Origin of the sequence: Microcoleus sp. B3-D7 (assembly GCF_036705305.1) — a bacterium.
Lineage (GTDB): Bacteria > Cyanobacteriota > Cyanobacteriia > Cyanobacteriales > Microcoleaceae > Microcoleus.
The window spans coordinates 133,778-151,674 of record NZ_JAUBUE010000001.1 but is presented as its reverse complement, the minus strand read 5'-3'; the positions used below and the strand labels follow the sequence as shown (position 1 = coordinate 151,674).

The 17,897-nt window shown below is 47.2% G+C and carries 16 protein-coding genes and 1 CRISPR repeat array (1 of these 17 cut by a window edge); of the genes, 6 read left to right on the top strand and 10 right to left on the bottom strand.

All coding sequences use genetic code 11. The features are described 5' to 3' along the window. Nucleotides 1-395: a CRISPR direct-repeat array (repeat unit 37 nt; unit sequence GTTTCAATCCCTGATAGGGAGTTAGGTTAATTGCGGC); it reaches 3,141 nt to the left of the window's first position. A 278-nt stretch (nt 396-673) separates the two neighbouring features. The 7 genes from QUB25_RS00570 to QUB25_RS00540 all read right to left on the bottom strand — a co-directional run bounded on the left by QUB25_RS00570 (nt 674) and on the right by QUB25_RS00540 (nt 8,345). Next, entirely contained in the window at nt 674-2,791 is a 2,118-nt protein-coding gene (locus tag QUB25_RS00570; protein ID WP_333181498.1) for a DNA-binding protein, read from the bottom strand. A gap of 264 nt (nt 2,792-3,055) precedes the next feature. Beyond that, nucleotides 3,056-4,822: an NACHT C-terminal helical domain 2-containing protein gene (locus QUB25_RS00565; protein WP_333181496.1), complete on the bottom strand. Its 1,767-nt coding sequence runs from the start codon at nt 4,820-4,822 to the stop codon at nt 3,056-3,058. A 350-nt stretch (nt 4,823-5,172) separates the two neighbouring features. Beyond that, nucleotides 5,173-5,865 carry a hypothetical protein gene (locus QUB25_RS00560; RefSeq protein WP_333040868.1) on the bottom strand — a complete coding sequence of 231 codons (693 nt, stop codon included), beginning with the start codon at nt 5,863-5,865 and terminating at the stop codon, nt 5,173-5,175. 172 nt (nt 5,866-6,037) lie between these two features. Beyond that, nucleotides 6,038-6,301, bottom strand: a complete 264-nt coding sequence (locus QUB25_RS00555) for a hypothetical protein (RefSeq protein WP_333181494.1) — start codon at nt 6,299-6,301, stop codon at nt 6,038-6,040. A gap of 15 nt (nt 6,302-6,316) precedes the next feature. Then, the gene (locus tag QUB25_RS00550; protein WP_333181492.1) at nt 6,317-6,688 is read right to left on the bottom strand and encodes a hypothetical protein; all 372 of its coding nucleotides are present in this window, start codon (nt 6,686-6,688) and stop codon (nt 6,317-6,319) included. 38 nt (nt 6,689-6,726) lie between these two features. Continuing rightward, nucleotides 6,727-7,500 carry a PP2C family serine/threonine-protein phosphatase gene (locus QUB25_RS00545; RefSeq protein ID WP_333181491.1) on the bottom strand — a complete coding sequence of 258 codons (774 nt, stop codon included), beginning with the start codon at nt 7,498-7,500 and terminating at the stop codon, nt 6,727-6,729. A gap of 182 nt (nt 7,501-7,682) precedes the next feature. Then, on the bottom strand, nt 7,683-8,345 hold the full coding sequence (locus tag QUB25_RS00540) for a VWA domain-containing protein (RefSeq protein ID WP_332953856.1): 663 nt from the start codon (nt 8,343-8,345) through the stop codon (nt 7,683-7,685). Between the two features lie 244 nt (nt 8,346-8,589). On the opposite strand from QUB25_RS00540, the gene QUB25_RS00535 reads away from it, so the two are divergent. Together QUB25_RS00535 and QUB25_RS00530 are read left to right on the top strand one after the other, a co-directional pair. Next, the gene (locus tag QUB25_RS00535; RefSeq protein ID WP_333181489.1) at nt 8,590-9,192 is read left to right on the top strand and encodes a Uma2 family endonuclease; all 603 of its coding nucleotides are present in this window, start codon (nt 8,590-8,592) and stop codon (nt 9,190-9,192) included. 52 nt (nt 9,193-9,244) lie between these two features. Then, on the top strand, nt 9,245-9,484 hold the full coding sequence (locus tag QUB25_RS00530) for a DUF6737 family protein (RefSeq protein WP_333181487.1): 240 nt from the start codon (nt 9,245-9,247) through the stop codon (nt 9,482-9,484). 286 nt (nt 9,485-9,770) lie between these two features. On the opposite strand, the gene carB is transcribed toward QUB25_RS00530, so the two are convergent. The 3 genes from carB to QUB25_RS00515 form a co-directional block, all read right to left on the bottom strand. Beyond that, nucleotides 9,771-13,082: a carbamoyl-phosphate synthase large subunit gene (gene carB / locus QUB25_RS00525; protein WP_333040874.1), complete on the bottom strand. Its 3,312-nt coding sequence runs from the start codon at nt 13,080-13,082 to the stop codon at nt 9,771-9,773. A 574-nt stretch (nt 13,083-13,656) separates the two neighbouring features. Continuing rightward, nucleotides 13,657-13,896, bottom strand: a complete 240-nt coding sequence (locus QUB25_RS00520) for a hypothetical protein (protein WP_333040862.1) — start codon at nt 13,894-13,896, stop codon at nt 13,657-13,659. Between the two features lie 104 nt (nt 13,897-14,000). Then, nucleotides 14,001-14,216, bottom strand: a complete 216-nt coding sequence (locus QUB25_RS00515; RefSeq protein ID WP_333181485.1) for a hypothetical protein — start codon at nt 14,214-14,216, stop codon at nt 14,001-14,003. Between the two features lie 234 nt (nt 14,217-14,450). Between QUB25_RS00515 and QUB25_RS00510 the strand changes: the two genes are divergently transcribed. The 4 genes from QUB25_RS00510 to QUB25_RS00495 all read left to right on the top strand — a co-directional run bounded on the left by QUB25_RS00510 (nt 14,451) and on the right by QUB25_RS00495 (nt 17,892). After that, nucleotides 14,451-14,708, top strand: coding sequence for a hypothetical protein (locus QUB25_RS00510; RefSeq protein ID WP_333040861.1), 258 nt, complete (start codon nt 14,451-14,453; stop codon nt 14,706-14,708). Next, complete coding sequence (locus QUB25_RS00505) at nt 14,701-15,924, top strand: murein transglycosylase A (RefSeq protein WP_333181484.1); 1,224 nt, start codon at nt 14,701-14,703, stop codon at nt 15,922-15,924. Before QUB25_RS00510 ends, QUB25_RS00505 begins: the two co-directional genes overlap by 8 nt. Before the next feature lie 151 nt (nt 15,925-16,075). Continuing rightward, nucleotides 16,076-16,780, top strand: coding sequence for a tetratricopeptide repeat protein (locus QUB25_RS00500; RefSeq protein ID WP_333181482.1), 705 nt, complete (start codon nt 16,076-16,078; stop codon nt 16,778-16,780). 224 nt (nt 16,781-17,004) lie between these two features. After that, complete coding sequence (locus QUB25_RS00495) at nt 17,005-17,892, top strand: ROK family protein (RefSeq protein WP_333181481.1); 888 nt, start codon at nt 17,005-17,007, stop codon at nt 17,890-17,892. Nucleotides 17,893-17,897 lie beyond the last annotated feature (5 nt).

Here is a 17,897-nt window from a genome sequence, read left to right as displayed (position 1 = left end):
CTGATAGGGAGTTAGGTTAATTGCGGCCTTCGGCTCAGGAAGAATGGATCGAGTCGCTGCCTGTTTCAATCCCTGATAGGGAGTTAGGTTAATTGCGGCCCCTACTTCGCGGCCGAGCATTCGCAAAGTTTCTGTTTCAATCCCTGATAGGGAGTTAGGTTAATTGCGGCCTTATTTGCTAGCATTGCTCAATTTGCTCCAAATTTGTGTGTTTCAATCCCTGATAGGGAGTTAGGTTAATTGCGGCGATCGACGCGATAGGGCAAGAGCGCTACCCCAGCGAGTTTCAATCCCTGATAGGGAGTTAGGTTAATTGCGGCAGGCCCTCAATTTTCCCAAGCGCTCCTCCATCCGTACCGTTTCAATCCCTGATAGGGAGTTAGGTTAATTGCGGCCGCCCGTTCCAGAAGCTGTGCTGTATTTGGTTTTCAATGTTCATTTGCGTCTGCATAAAACAAAAGTACCATTTCAGCCTTTGACGTGTCAATACCAAAATTTTAAGACAGCCCTCAAACTTTTATCCTCCATAGATTCCAGCGATTGCGTCTACCATTGTTAAGCTTGAAGTGCCTCTAACCCTTAGAGCATATACATTATAGCCCCCAAAATTAACACCTCGATTTTTACACCTACGCATAGACGCATTTTCCACCCAAAAACAGACACCAAGCGATCACCACTTCCCCAAAGCCCCCCAAACAGTACCCGAAACCACCCCCCAAATCGCCCCCAAACCAGCCCCCACGATCGCCCCCGCCACAGGCCCCAACTCCACCGGCACGCCAGCGCTAACAGCCGGAAACATCGCAGACACCACCGCCCCCAACACAGCACCCGCAAAAGTCCCCAAAAAACTGCCCCAAATCGCCCCCAAAGCCCCACCTTTTACACCCGAAGGCTGAAACGAAATCGGCAGCTTCGGCGAGAACCCGCAAAAACCCAACAAACCCCCAGAAACCACACCTCCAACAGAACCCACACCAGCCGCCACGATCGCCACACCCAGCAGCAAACCCGCAAACTCATCCACCGGCCGCATCTGGACACTGTACTGCTGCCAAACCACTAACCCAGACCCCAACAAAACACCAGCCAGAGTCCCCACAAACGATCCCCAGACCGCCCCCAAAGACCCTCCCCGCCGGCCCCACACCCTTCCCGCCGGCAGCGCCAGAGGAGGCCGAAAACTCGCCCAAACACAGCCCCAGACAGCACCAACTCCCGCCCCAGCCAAAATCCTCTCCCCGATCCCCGGAGTGCTATTAATCGCGCCAAACACCGCACCGCCGATCGCCGCCAACAAAAAAGCCCCCCAAGCCGCCCCCACCAAAACTCCGCCCCACTTCCGCCAAATCTGATTCGGCGGCAAAGTAAAAACGCCCCACATCATCCCAAAAAAACAGCCCCAAATCGTACCAACAAAAATCGCCCCCAAAATAGCGCCGCCGCCCTCAGCTATTACCGAATAAATCCCCCCGATCGCCGCCAAACACAAACTACCCCAAACACCTCCCCAAGCAGCATCCTGAACAATGCGCTCAAACTTGCCCACGGGAACCCGAGGCGCAGGAGTTCGACTCCGAGGAGACATCGGCATCGGTAGCAAGGGTACTGCGTACTGGCCGAGGGGGCGGGGCAGCCCCGTGGCGGGCTGTTGCCGGCGCATTGCCGGCTCCCTCACGACGGGCGGTGGTTGGGGCTTTTTACGCTTGATTTTCGCGGGTTGCAAGTGCAATCCGTTGCTGATTGCTTGCCGCGAAGGAAACGGATCGCGCCCTTTGAGGAGTTTTGCCCGATCGCACCAAGGACAGCGACTGAGATGATTTCCGTATTTATGCTGACTATTTTTACTGCAAGTAACTAAAGCATCTTCCGCTTCCCGAATCGCATTCACCCAAGTTTTTGCATCCGGGCGCGCCGAAGGATTGCCGTGCCCTTCCTCAAAACAGCGGATAAACATCTGCCGCAGTCGCGGATGCAGCATCTCGAAAGGAGGCGCAGCGGGCATCGGGCGGTAGGGAATCCGTTTCGTACCTGTGGGGAAATGGCCCGATCGAATTCTCGCTTCCAAAGACGGCGGTTCATCGCTACCGAGATAAACTCCCGCAAACGGGTGCGTACCTTCCATCAGCAATTGAAAAATTAATACCGCTAAACCGAACAAATCGTGCTCTGGGGATCGATCGATATCGCGGAAAGTCTGCCCCTGCAACTCCGGCGGCGTAAACTCGGGTTTCCCCACGGGACACCGATAAACGTAACCCGTATAAGGATCGCGGACTTGAAACGAATCCGTATCTACCAGCGTTACCAACGCCGTATCCGTCACGAGAATGTTCGACTCGTTTACGTCGCCGATGACGTAACCCCTGACGTGGAGGGCATTTACAGCCGAGGCGAGATTTCGGGCGGTACGGTGGAGGTAAAGATAGCTAAATAGCGGTTTTTGTTCGCGCCTGGTTTTGGGAGTGTAAAAAGTGTGTACCGGCATCACTTTGTTGACGCGCGGCATCACAAAACCGACGATTTTTTCTCGCCCGCCCACAGTATGCAGCAAATCGATCGGCCAAGCAATGGAAGCGTGCCCGGGTTCCGCGATCGGCGCATCCGGCGGCATACTGAACATGACTGTGAGTTTGTCGCCGTCTTCGTCTGTCGGTTTGTGGTAGATTTTTGCTACAAGGGACGAGTCTTGGGCGATCGGGTAGATGCGACCTTCACCCCCACTGGCGATCGCGGTTTTGGTGTCGATCGCAATCAGTTGTCCGCTAAATTGGCGCTGCAACTGCATAGAATTCCGTTATGGGATACAGGATTTGGAAGCCATCACTCAATAAATTTGACTTGCCCATTAAATCTTACCTTTGTTAGGACTTAGGCACCGGTGAGGAGAAACCGGGTTTTTCACCAAAAGAGGCGTTGCAGCCCGCAGATTCGGTAAAAAACCCGGTTTCTTGGGTGGGAGTGGGTAAGCCCTGTTTCCATTGGTGGGATGGGCGTCCCGCCCGTCCGTCCCTTGGTGAGAGGGGCGTCCCGCCCGTCCGCGCTATCAAAATTAAATGTGAACCAGCTTCAAATCCACCGACAATAACAACATTTTATCCTCAATTTTTTGTCTGACGGCCGGTGTCACCTGACAATTATCGCTGTTGAGGCATTCCACCAGCAAGTTGTGGGCATAGTAATACTGTTTCAGCAAAGTTTTCTGTTGGGGGCGGAAGTCTCGATTGTAGCCGATCGCAGTTTTGAATTTTGCCAGCCAACAGCTACCGCAATCCTTGCGCCACTTTTTCCAGTTTGGCAAATCAGGCATCTGAGTCTGAAATTGGGCCAGCAGTTGTTTAAGTTCTGGTTCAATATCCAGCGCCAAAATGCCAACCAAGATACCCGCCACATCATTCTCAAAAGCAAATTTCAGAGACTCGTTAACATCCGCAAATTCTACCTTTTTTCGAGCTTTTGCCAAACAATTCCGAAACTTGCGAACTTTCGATCTATCAAACTTCAGACTCGGATCGAGGACGCGAGTCAAAGCCAAATCTAGCACGCAAACTAATGCCACATAAAAAGCTCGAATTTCCGCCGGTTTGAAATTCCTTTGCACTAACTGAGACTTGTGATTTGCCCAGATTAGCAACTGCTGCAAAGTTTCATCTTTAGCGGCCATACTGTCAAGTTTTTGTTGCATCAGCAGCAAAAGTTCGTCAGCCGGTTGCAAAATGCTGACAACTCTCACAAATTCATTTTTCCATTTTTTGTCTGTAATCCTGCTGACCAATTCTGGCAGCGATTCCGGGTTCGCACTGTCAATCAGATATTCTGGTTGAGTGTCGCTTTCCTCTAGCAGTTCGTCAACTGCGCTTTTGATAAAGTTATCCACCAACCAGTCGCGGGTACGCGAGAAATTGCTCTCCAACTCTAGGTAATGGCTGCCTAATTTTGCCTTAAAGTCTTTGGGAAAAATCTCTTTTGCCACTAACATATTTTTCCAGCGAGTTAACTGGCTGGCGTTGCGTTCTGGAAAACGGTTGTACAAATAGTCGATCGCGATCGCATCTAGAATATCCGCACCCAGGATTTCCCGCCGTTTCACCTCGTTTTCTGACCCTATTTGTCGCCGCTGAGTTAGATCCCCATGCTGGCAAACATTTGGTTCAATCAAGTGCTGAATCAGCCACTTTCCCCCACGGGAAAAATCGCGATCGAACTCTAAGTAAATCGCGCCAAACAAAGCTTCACAAGTCTCAGAAAAAACTCTCTTGTACTCGCTTTCTTCTGTTTCTATCCCATTCCATACGCGCCAACTGAGTTCGTTTAATTTCAATTTTTGTGCAAAATCCGCAAGTTTTTTGGGTTCTGCTAAACGAGCTTTTAAGGTTGAGATAGCATCGGGATATAGTTCTGGATATTCGCGGTAGAGGTAATCGGTAACAACAGCACCGAAAATCGCTCCCCCTAAGAGTGACAGCCGTTTGTACTTAACCTCTTGCCAAGCGGGAGACTCCTCCGGGCGATCGGAGTAATAGCTGGTAGAGTTACGGCAATTTAAGGCAATTTCCAGCAGTTTTGTCTGCTGAAAGCTGGGTATGTCGATCGCTGCTTTGACTGCTTCAATATCTACCTTTTTATTTTTTATTAGCTCTAATTCTTCTTCACATTTTCCCCACTTTTCCAACCAATCACCGCCAGCATCTTCCACATACAAATCCACAAAATCTACCCCATAATTCATCCATTCATCCTGCATCTTTCGGGCTGCTTCCAGTTCTTCCCAGACTTTGTGCAAGTTATTTTCAACGATGCTCGTACCTTGTACAGTCATAGTATTTGATTTTGATGTAATTTGATTTTATTTCCAACAAGTCCACCGCGATTTAATCAAATCTCAATTCAATTTAGGCAGAGTTGCTAGTTTTTTCACAAGATTGATTGCGGCGGTCAATCTTCCCGTTATGTAGCCTTCGTATCAAGCACCTCTTGCCAGCGTCTGGCAAACTCCTCCCGGAGACAGAAAAGGGGAGGAAAAATCTTGGTCTATTTTCCCTTTTCCCGAAGCAGTCTGGGGGTTAGGTTTTTGGCATTGTCGAAAATTGTGCAATATGTGAGTTAGTCAAATTTTTTTTCACAGAGTTTGGAGCAGTCGAACTATTCTCAGCAGCAGATATGCTTGATTTACGGGAACTTGAGGTAACGACCGGCGGGCAAATTATCGCTATTATATAATGCAATGTTAACTAACTGATTCAGGAAATTTGCATCGTTTTTATCATAACTTAAAAACAATCCTCTGTCAATCCCCCAATCTTTAAGAGTTTGTTGCCAGTTCTGATATTTTTGTTCAGAGAATTCATCCGAAAGAGTTGTGACTTGAATGCAGAGGGGCTGCTGTTGCCGGCTGCTAACGATCGAATCGGTTGCCATAGAAAGATCTGCAACATATCGATACAAAACAGTGCCTTGGCGATCGACAATTCGGGCTGCGATCGCACGAATCACGATATCATCTCCCGGATCGAATTGGCCGGCCTTGAGTTTTTGTTTCCAGATGTAAAATTTGCGATCGTTTTCGCTCAGCCATTTAGGAAATAGATAGCTGTACCAATACCTTTCCCCGGGCGTCATTAACTCAAACGCGGCTTGTTGTTCTCTTTCTGAAGGTAGAGATTGAATTGCCAGCCAAACCTGAGAATCTCGGATAAGCTGCAGCAAAAAAGCCATCACAAATTTTTTAGCAGTTAGCGAACCGGGTTTAATATCTTTCACCCAGCGATTGATTTCATCCAATCTTCTCGCCAAACTCGGATCTATTGGATCTGCTGCGCTAATTAGGGAGTTGAGCTTATCCTTAATCTCTTGTGCTTGCAAGTGACGACCTACTGTACAGATTAAACCAGAATTGTTGACACCTCGATTTTATTATAGAACCGCACCAAATTTTCACCGCTCGCGAGACAGCGCTAACAATTTTTGTGGAGTAGGTATCCTGACAGCCCTTGACTTGATTTTTAGGAGATGTCTATTTAATAGTTGCTGCCGATTACCGCAGGCGCAGGTACAATAAAACCAAATAAACATTCATCAACGGTGCGGCTAAAAATCCGAGTAGATTACCTGCCAACTGAGATGCTACGGATTTGGCAGTCGGATCGATTAATAGGGAAATCACTATGATTGGCACAGCAACGACAAAAACTATCAGAAAACTCGCTCGAAATACTAACCACCAGCGCCCTTTAGTTAATTCCCAACTGCTGCTAAGACTGTCCAGGGCCGAAGAGTTATCAATGACGGTAGCGTACAATGAAAATATTAAGCGCTATGCTACATAAAGCCCGGGAATTATTAGTGCAATTAAGCCTGCAAATACCAGCCCCACAAACATAATATAAACCAAAATAAGGTGCAGCAATCTTTTGTTTGCTTGATTGAAAGCCTGACCCACAGTTACTTGATTTCGAGTCAAACTTCGGTAAGTGTAGAAAATCATGGCTCCCGACAATAAAGGAATTACCACGAACGAGTAGATAATATTGAAAGCAACACCTGCTGAACCTAGGTTGCCCAAACTATTGAGCGCGGAAAATATCAAACTGGGAGAATTGATGGTCAACAGGGAAGCGTATAGAGGTCCCATAGTAGCAAAGGTTTCTTGCAACAAAGTTCGGGCACTAATTCGTGGACTTGTCATAATTTTTGATCCGCTTTTTGTAAGTGGAGTTCAACAGATCAGACATTACTCGAAAAAGTTGCTAACAATAAAGTTAAGTCATCATCGGTGCGTTCGGAAACGCGGGGCGATCGCAAAAATGACTCTAACTGCTGTTTCGCATCTTCTTCTTCTTTCCACTCGCCAGAAAACCGAAACAAAGGCGCAAAAAACGGCCCGTGCGGCGTACCTTCCGGGATTTTGAGCGCTAGCATTTGCAAGCCGTCAGAAAAAACGGCCAAGTGTCGCAGTTTTTCCCGCAGTACCTGAAATTGCGCTGTTTCTATTGCATTCGGCGAAATCAAAAAAATGGTTTCGTTGATGTATTCGCCGCAGGGAGGTACAGTCAGGGCGATCGCATTTCCTGCACTATCACCCGCTACCGCCGCACCGTCGCCGATTTGAGCAACTGCGATTAATTCCGGCGTAGCAACAACAGCAATTAAAGTGCAGGCTAAATCTCTGGCAGCCACTTCCCGCACAGACGCTTCTGCTTCCACCTGCGCCCGCGCAACTTGGAGTGATGCTGTCAAAAATACCTGCCATTCGTCGTCATTTTCAGGCAGCCTTTCCTGTTGCTGGCAAATCGTTTCGACAACCGCTTCCACAGCAATTTTTGCCCCAATTTCTGCGAGTGCTGCGGAGCCCGCACCATCGGCAACCGCTGCCGCTAAAACACCGTTCGGCAAGAGACGCCAGCAGTGGGCATCTTGACAAGGCTGCGATCTTTTTTCGTGGCTTGTACCTATCACCGATGCCGCTACAACTTGCCAATTAAAGGATGAATTCTGCATTAATAACTCTTTAACTCAAAACTTCGTAAATTCACAACTATGCAAAGTCTGGACGGGTTTATTTATCCCTAATTAGATAGGGCGATGCACACCACACCTTACTTATTATGTAGGGCTATGCACACCGCACTTACCGCTGGTCACTTACTAATGACCAATGATCAATGAGCAATGACTAATACCTAAACAGTTCCCCATCCGGGTGGTGGCAGCGCTACTTGTTCATCAATTTTTGAGTGAGAAACTCTCTGCATACTAGCCGACAGCCAGATGAACATCTCTCTAAAGTCTAGTCCTCTCAATTTTACAGGCGTGCGCTCGACAATTTGCGCCAGACGGGTGATATTAGCACCTTCCACTCCGACTGCAAAAAATGCCACGCGCTTGTTAGTTTCTTCCTCTTTAATCCGCTGTGCTGCTATTTCCACAACATCATCTGATTCACCTTGAGGTTCGCCGTCAGTAATCATAAATACCCACGGGCGGTAGTAGGTAATGCCGTTGTTGCGGTATTCGGATTTGCGAGCCGCAATAGTATCTAATGCTAGCTGAATGCCAGCGCCCATGTGGGTTTGTCCTTGAGCTGTCAGCAGTGGCGTCTCGAACTGGTCGGCGGTCACGAAGTCTTGCACGACTTTGATATGATTGTCAAATGAAATAATCGCGACTTCGACTCGCTTTTTAGCTAGTTCGTCTTTAATTAGGTCATTCCTAAAAATTTCCAGCCCCTCATTCAAGGCATCTATGGGTGCGCCTTGCATGGAGCCGGAGGTGTCCAGCAGGAGGACGCAGGGACAGCGCGGCTCTGGGTTTTCGGCAAATTCTACGGCTTCGTCTAGTCTCATGGTTCGGGGTTGACCTGGGAGTGGCTCGATTTCTAGGTTTGTTACTTTACTGTATCAAGTCAGTAACAAATTTAAGTGCAAATTGCTAGGGCGATCGCATTTTACCATTTACGTGAATCGATTTTTTATTTTTGATTGTATATTTTAGATTTAAGAATTGGATGTCTGCCGTCAAAAAAACAAATTTTTTCCTGCCTGTGGTAATATAGACTAATAGTATTACTGCAAAATAAGGATAAATCTTATGATTGCAACATTCACACAGAAATTAACCTTTGACCAATTCCTTGTAGAATGTCCAGAAGATGGACGCTATGAACTGGTAAATCGAAAAATTGTAGAGATGAATGCGACAAGAAATCATGATGATGTTGCTGATTTTACGTCTGACTCATTTAAAGATCAAGTTAAACGGCTAAGTTTAAATTATGTAGTCAACAATACCGCCGTTATCAGAACTGTAAGTAAAGCGGGCATCGAACAAGGGCGGAGGCCGGATGTCAGCGTAATTGATCGCGATTTGTGGCGCTCGAACCGTTCTGCTTATTCTGCCTTACGAGAACCAATTCAACTGGCAGTGGAAGTAACATCAACAAATTGGGAGGACGATTATATAGACAAATTGGACGAATATCGGCGCCTCAGAATTCCTGAGTATTGGATTGTCGATTATTTAGCAATTGGTAGCAGGGAATTTCTGGGAAATCCCAAAGTTCCAACTGTATTTGTCCACCTTTTGGATGCAGAGGGCAACTATCAAAGAAGCGCGTTTAAAGGCAGCGAACGAATTGTGTCGCGGACTTTTCCCGAATTAACGCTGACAGCAGAAGAGGTTATGAATGTTTAACTTCCGTTAATCCACCTAGCCAGACTATTATCCATAAAAAATTACTGAAAATATGAAGTCTCTTTCTGATAAAAAATCTATTAGTCCTTGGAGTTACAAACCTTGGTGGTGTCAGCCTTGGTCGATTCTTTTAACTGGTACTAGCCTGATTAGCGGTAGTTGGTTTTTATTAAAAAATGTTTGGATAACTGTTTTAGTGGCGATTCCTTTATTAGCTTGGATGGGTTTTTTCTTGTTAGTTTGGCCGAGGTTGATGCTTTCTAGCGGAGTTTTGGATTCCGATGCAGATTAGGTTTTGGTGACGCGCACCTTATGTTTAGGATAAGGTGCGCGGTCATTGGTGTCAACTTAACGTTAAACCCTCAGTTCGGCTCTTGTTGAAACCCGTGCCTCAAAGCGAAAGTCCTCGCTATGATGACTAATGAGTTCTTCACTCCTCTTTGAGAGGACTTTCGCTATAAGACAGGGAATTCATTCCCTGGCGGAGTGCGGGGTGAGCGAGAGGACTGGCGGACTAAAAGCTTAAGTTGACACTAATAGTGCGCCCTGCACACCCTAAACATAGGGTGTTTCGCCCTCTAAGTTTGCGGGTAATAGTCTTGAATTGCTTTTACTTCCATCGGGTGAGATTTGAGCGATCGAATTCCCGCTGCTGTCGCTTTGGCACCGGCTATTGTCGTAATAATCGGGATTTTGTAAGTCAAAGCTGTGCGGCGGATAAAGATGCCGTCGGCTCGGGATTCTTCGCCGGAAGGTGTGGTGATAATTAGTTGAATTTTCTCATTTTTGATCGAATCCAACAAATTCGGTCGCCCTTCGTGCAGTTTCAATTCCAAATCTACCTGTAAACCTTGCTCTCGCAAAACTTTTCGTGTTCCGTGAGTTGCGACTACTCTGAAACCCAATTCTAAGAATTCCTTGACAACGGGTACAACTGCTAGTTTGTCCCGATCGCGCATCGAAACCAGCACGGTTCCCAACAGCGGCATCATTTGTCCAGCACCTAATTGAGCTTTGGCAAAGGCTTTGCCAAAATCGGTGTCAATTCCCATGACTTCGCCGGTCGATCGCATTTCTGGCCCTAACAAGGTATCAGTTCCCGGGAACTTAGCAAAGGGTAATACAGCTTCTTTTACCGCAACATGAGTGGGTATAATCTCTTCAGTAAAACCCAAAGCTTCTAGAGTTTTGCCAGACATGACTCGTGAGGCCATTTTTGCTAAGGGAACTCCGATCGCCTTGGAGACAAAAGGCACTGTTCGAGAAGCGCGCGGATTAGCTTCCAAAATAAAAACTTGTTCCCCTTGAACAGCAAATTGAATATTCATCAACCCGATTACTTTCAGGGATTTTGCTAATTCTACAGTCCAGCGGCGGATTGTTACCAAAGCTGCATCAGAAAGCGTTTGGTAAGGGATAGAACAAGCAGAGTCGCCGGAGTGGATTCCCGCTTCCTCGATGTGCTCCATAATACCGCCGATCGTCACATTGCCCGTAACATCGGCGATCGCATCGACATCCACCTCGATCGCATTCTCCAAAAACTTATCAATTAAAATCGGATGATCGGGTTCTACTAGCACGGCATAGGTCATGTAACGTTCCAATTCCGTATCGGAATAAACAATTTCCATGGCTCGCCCGCCTAATACATAACTTGGTCGCACCACTACCGGATAACCGATCCGTTGAGCTACTATTAAAGCATCCTCAAAACTACGGGCTAAACCGTTAGCAGCTTGCTGAATATCCAATTCCCGCAGAATCTTTTCAAACCGCTCCCTGTCTTCAGCAGTATCAATGGAATCCGGCGAAGTTCCCCAGATTTTTGTTTGTACATCGGGGTGATTTTCCAGAGCTTTTTGTAAAGGAAGCGCCAACTTCAGCGGCGTTTGGCCCCCAAATTGAATAATTATTCCCTCTGGATTTTCCGCTTCGATGATGTTGAGAACATCTTCTTTTGTTAGCGGTTCAAAATACAGGCGATCGCTCGTATCATAATCCGTCGAAACCGTTTCCGGGTTCGAGTTGACCATAATTGTCTCAAAGCCATCTTCTCCTAGGGAATAGGAAGCGTGACAGCAGCAGTAATCAAACTCAATTCCCTGTCCGATCCGGTTCGGCCCGCCACCTAAAATCATCACTTTTCGTTTGGTAGAAGGCAAAACTTCCGACTCCGGCGCGAGACTGTGGCCTACAGGCGAAATCTTCTTCTCTTCATCGCCCAAGTCCCAAATTGCTGCTCCCGCTTCGTAGGTGGAATAATAATAGGGTGTAAACGCTTCAAATTCAGCGGCACAGGTATCGACTGTTTTGTAAACCGGAATTACGCCTAACTGTTTGCGGTAAGCGCGGACTTGATCTTCCGATGTTTTTGTGGCATAAGCAATTTGGCGATCGCTAAAACCCAATTGCTTTACTTCAAACATTGTCTCTTTTGTCAACTCTTCCAACCGCGTTCGTTTCAAGAACTTCTCAGTTTCCAGCAATTCCTGCATTTTATCCAAAAACCAAGGATCAATTCCTGTAAACTCGAAGATATCTTCCACCGACATTCCCATCATCATCGCGTGGCGAACTGTAAAAATGCGATCTGGATTTGGCGTCCGCAATCCGGCGCGAATTTGTTCCAAACTCGGCAACTTTTCCGGTTTGTCGCACCCGAAACCTGCGCGGCCTGTTTCCAATCCTCGCAGGGCTTTTTGGAACGATTCGTTGAAGCTGCGCCCGATCGCCATTACCTCCCCAACCGACTTCATTTGCGTTGTCAAAGTCGGTTCGGAACCAGGGAACTTTTCAAAGGCAAATCGGGGAATTTTCGTCACCACGTAGTCAATTGTCGGCTCAAAAGACGCCGGAGTTTTCTTGGTGATATCGTTGGAAATTTCGTCTAGGCTGTAACCTACCGCTAATTTTGCCGCCATTTTGGCAATAGGGAAACCAGTTGCTTTCGAGGCCAAGGCGGAGGAACGGGAAACCCGAGGGTTCATTTCAATAACGATGAAATCTCCGTTGACAGGATTGACGGCAAATTGAATATTGGAACCGCCGGTTTCAACTCCGATTTCGCGAATAATTTTCACCGAAGCATCTCGCAGGCGCTGATATTCTTTGTCTGTGAGAGTTTGCGCCGGGGCGACGGTGATAGAATCGCCGGTGTGGACGCCCATCGGGTCGAGATTCTCGATCGAACAAATAATCACCACATTATCTGCCAAATCCCGCATTACTTCGAGTTCGTACTCTTTCCAACCAATCAAAGATTGTTCGATCAAAATTTGCGATACTGGACTGGCATCAATCCCGCCTTGTGCCATTTCTTCAAACTCTTCTTGATTGTAAGAAATGCCGCCTCCCGTGCCGCCCATTGTAAAAGCAGGACGAATAATTAACGGATAACTGCCAATTTGGTGACCAATTGCTTTGGCTTCGTCGAGAGTGTTGGCAATTCCCGAAGGGCAAACTGCGACTCCAATTCGCGCCATCGCTTCCTTAAATAATAGCCGATCTTCTGCCATTTCAATTGCTGGCAACTTAGCACCAATCAACTCGACGTTGTATTTTTCTAAAACGCCATTTTTGGCGACGGCAACTGCTAAATTTAGCGCCGTTTGACCGCCCATTGTCGGTAAAATTGCTTGAGGTCTTTCTTTAGCGATGATTTGTTCGAGGATGGCTGGCGTTAGAGGTTCGATGTAAATGCGATCGGCAGTTTCCGGATCGGTCATAATCGTTGCAGGGTTGGAATTCACCAACACTACTTCATAACCTTCTTCTCGCAAAGCTTTGCAAGCTTGTGTCCCTGAATAGTCAAATTCGCACGCTTGACCGATAACAATTGGGCCGGAACCAATGAGAAGAATTTTTTTTAAGTCTTGACGACGGGGCATAGGTTCGTAATTAGTAATTGGACAAGGTGGAGGATTAATTTGATATTTTGCATCACTCTTAGAAACAGGCTTTCTAAGCTGTTCCTCCCAAAGCTTACTCAAAATAGTGCAAGTTTTGTTGTTAATTTGAAATTGTGCACCATTATCAGCATTTTGGAAGCAGAACCTCGCAACTCCGGCTGACAGACACCCCCAGCTAACCAGAAATATTGATGAGAAAAGGGTGCGGTCGATCGGTAAATCAAGACTATTTTAAGTGTTGCGGTCAAATCGTGTTCTAAAATACACAATCCCTGTATTCCGCCGGATTAATCATTGTAGAGACACTCCAAGAACCCTTCTTCGTGTCAACTTAACGTCTAACCCAATCACAGACTGTTGTTTGAGTATTAAATCTAGATCCCCCCTAGCCCCCCTTAAGAAGGGGGGGACAAGATTCTTCTCAAAGTCCCCCAACAACCAGGGGGATTTAGGGGGATCTAGACTGGGTTAAAAGCGAGATTTATCAATGGTTTCAGGCGATTGTTGACACCAATGGGTTCTTGGAGTGTCCCTAGCGTATTTCAGCCTATTGTTAAGCTTTGCGCGATCGGCGAATGAGTACACTTATAACTTGTCCCGGCTTTGCACCTCGCTGCGGCGGACTCCAATCGCCAACTTGGGCAAATCCCAGTCGGTACAAGGTGTGGATGGTGTCTAACACGGCGGCGCGGGAACCGACAACCGTTATCCGCACGACTTCCTGTTCCGATACTGCTGAGTCGTCATTTGGACGCGCGGACAAGTTATCGTCAGGTACGAATTCCTGTGACATAATATGGTCTCCTGGTTTTTGGTTTTCTAGGAAAACCCAAAAACCCAGCCGCCCCGCACGTTAACACAGAGCAGGGCGGCTACAGAGAGTGTTAAAATTCTCCATTAGCCTCCATACTGCTTACTCAGTTTGGCGGTTAGCTGTCCATTGCTGTTGGTAGCAGCTTTGGGCAGTGCAACTAGATTTTTGGGCGACGCGGGCTGCTTCTTCTTTGAGGAAAGCAGCCTTAATTTCACAGCGTAGCCGCAGATGGGGGCCACCGTCAATCGATTTAAGATTTTGGATTTAAGATTGAGATTTTCCTCCAACAACTCTCGCACTCTCCCCTTCTCCCACTCTCCCCCTCTCCCTCCACCCAACCTACTAGATGAGGGAATGCGCCGAGGAAGAGGTAAAATATGGAATCGTTCCAAAAGCTTAAAATCAAAAATCTAAAATAAAGATATGCCTAGAACTCAAGTGCGAATATTCCGTGCACCTGCTGCTTGAGGGCAACCACATCAATTTTAGATTTTAGATTTTAGATTGTCGTCCAACAACTCTCCCTATCTCCTATGCCTAGAACTCCCAGCGAATATTCCGTGCACCTGCTGCTTGAAGGCGGCCACCGCGAAGAAGTGCGTTTCGCAACGCTGCAAGATTTTCAAAAGTGGTACAGCAGTACGCTGGTGCCGAAACAAGATTCAAGAGAATTTCTTAACGTCCCGATCAAAAATATTCAAGGCGAATACATGGTAGTTCGGCCTACCAGCGTTCTCGCAATTCGCGTAGAACCGATATTTACTTCTAGCGTCGAACGATTCGATGAATAAGGAAAATAATCAATTTAGTAGGGAAGATTGGAAATTGAGCAAGATTTTTCGCTATCAGCTATTAGCGATCGCCTGTTGCGTTTTGGCGATCGCTTTTTCGGTGCCAGCCGTTGCAGCCCCGCCACTGCAACCAATTAGTATAAATCAATTGCAAGCTGGCGAGTCGGAGGATCTCGCCTTTGACGCTCAAATCTGGGGCGAAAATGGCAAACCGGGTGATAAAGAATTGCTGTTAAAGTCGATCGACAACAGCCTCCGCTATCTCAATACATCGGCCGCCGCCACTGCTTACAGCAGCTATCCAGTCGCAGGAGTTACGCGCGATCGAGTTCGGCGTTCTCTCGATCGATTCCGCCAATTAGTTGTCAGTTCCACAACCCCATCACAACTTCAGGAATCGGTCAAGCGCGAATTTGTATTTTACAAATCCACGGGCAAAGATGGCCAAGGAACAGTCGCATTTACAGGTTATTTCGAGCCGACTTACGCAGCATCTCGCACGCCTAATTCCGAATACCGTTATCCCCTGTACCGGATGCCGCCAAACATGGCATCTTGGCCGAAACCTCACCCGACAAGATTGCAATTAGAAGGCGAAGATGCTTTGCAGGCGAGTAAAGGATTGCTGCGAGGATTAGAATTAGTTTGGTTGCGCGATCGATTCCAGGCATTTCTCGTGCACGTCCAAGGTTCTGCGAGATTGCAGCTAACAGATGGTAGCGTGATGACCGTCGGTTTTGCAGGCAAAACCAGTCACAGTTATACAGGAGTCGGGCGAGAATTAGTTAAAGACGGAAAGTTTACTTTAGAAGAGTTAAATTTGCCGAAACTAAGGGAATATTTCACTAACTTTCCCGCAGATATGAACAAATATTTGCCGAAAAATGAAAGCTTTGTATTCTTCCGGGATACTAATGGAGTTCCAGCCACAGGAAGCATTGGAGTGCCAGTAACTGCCGAAAGGTCGATCGCCACCGACAAAGCCTTAATGCCACCCGGTGCACTAGCATTAATTAGTACAAAACTCCCTTATCCGAATGCGGCAGGACAACTCGAACAAAATGCCGTGAATCGGTACGTTTTGGATCAGGATACCGGCGGTGCAATCAAAGGCGCGGGGAGAGTTGACGTATTCATGGGAACGGGGAATTTAGCGGGCGATAGGGCCGGTTATATCAACTCAACAGGAGAACTGTATTATCCGCTTTTAAAGTAGATTAATTCTACTTCATGTGATTTTTGGCTGTGCGTCGCCATCCCGGACACGGCAGTGCCGTGTCCCTACAGATACCGCCGGCAATCAATATGTAATCTATTTTTGATAATTGCTATAAAATAGAAAATACCCCACCCTCCCAACCTCACAAATGCTCAACAAAATTCTGCTATTCATCAAAGGACTAATTCAGCGGCTGTTCGGAACCCCAACCAAACCCTCCCCGCCTTCGGAAAATACCGCTATCCGCCCAACATTAACTGACGCGGAATACGAGTCGAAATTCATGGAAATTCTCGAAGGGGTGAATGCCGGCTGGAGTCGCGGGGATGTAGCAGGATTCTTAATCGCAAAACGCCTTAAAGATAGTGAATTGGCTGCTTGGCTGCGACGGTTTGGCAAAAGATTGTTAGAGGGCGAACATGATGACACCGCTGCTACGGATGCGGTGGCATCGCTTCAGGAACTGGCGCAGCGGCTGGTTTTGTTAGGTAGAATTGGCAGCGGGGAATTGTCAGAGGTGGCGAGGCAAATTGGGCGGGAGATATTGACACGGTTCCCGCCGGAGGTTGAGGAGGAGGATACAAAGGGGAGGGTGATTGAGGCGGTGTTTGTTGGGGATGGTTTGGGTTTTTCTGGGGAAGTGAACCGCAGAGGCGCAGAGGCTGTGGAGGCAGAATCGGAAGTTAATGTAGATGCTGAGGCGTGGTGCGAGCGAGGGAATGAGCAGTATAATTTAGGAAGATTTGAAGATGCGATCGCATCTTATAACCAGGCAATTGCTCTCCAACCAGACTATCGCGATGCTTTGCACAACCGAGAGGTAGCGCAACGTAAGTTAGGCGAAATTCCATAGGCGAACTCGCTGGGATCCATAATTTTTGCTAGGTATTGCGAGCGACCTAATACTATTAATAATTAATGGCATTTTTCGGGGCTAATTATCATAGATTTAAAAGAGAAGTTTGAAGAATTAGGTCCTCACTACAAACTTAATCTGTAAGGTGTTTTAGGCGCACATACAATAGGTTTATAATATTAAAATTAGTCCCCAATTATTGCATCCAAAACCCACATCGAATGACACAAGTAATCGGCATTGACTTAGGCGGAACCGCAATTAAACTCGGCAGATTCGGCGAAGACGGCATTTGTCATCAATCCTTAACTGTTCCAACTCCTCAGCAGGCAACGCCAGAAGCCGTTTTTGCTACAATGACCGATGCTATTTTACAACTGAATCCGGTCGAAAATGCTGTAAGTGCGATCGGCATCGGTACTCCAGGCCCGGCAGACGCCGCCGGCCGCATAGCCAGAGTAGCAATTAACCTCAAAAACTGGCATAACGTCCCCCTCGCTGACTGGGTGGAAGCTAAAACCGGACTGCCGACCATGTTAGCAAATGATGCCAACTGTGCCGGATTGGGAGAAGCTTGGTTGGGCGCAGGAAGGCACTTTAAAAACCTAATCTTAGTAACTTTAGGTACAGGCGTCGGCGGTGCAGTTATCCTAGACGGCAAACTATTTGTAGGTCATCAAGGCGCGGCTGGAGAACTAGGATTGATTACTATAAATCCCGACGGCCCGAAGTGCAACAGCGGCAATCGCGGTTCTTTAGAACAGTACGTTTCGGTGCAAGCAATTCGCCGAGAAACGGGTTTGGAACCTATAGAATTAGCAAACTTAGCTAAGTCTGGAGATGCCAAAGCTTTAGAATTTTGGCAAAATTACGGGCGCTATTTGGGTATCGGTTTGGCAAGTCTCATTTATATTTTGACGCCGGAAGCTATTATTATCGGCGGTGGAATTAGTGCAGGTACAGAATTTTTCTTGCCGCAGGTTCGAGAAGAAATTGAGCGGCGGGTTCTGCCGACTTCTCGCGAAGATTTGCAGTTATTGGTTGCTGAATTGGGCAATCAAGCAGGCATGGTAGGCGCGGCAAAATTAGCTTGGCAGCTTGTTCAATAGTTAAA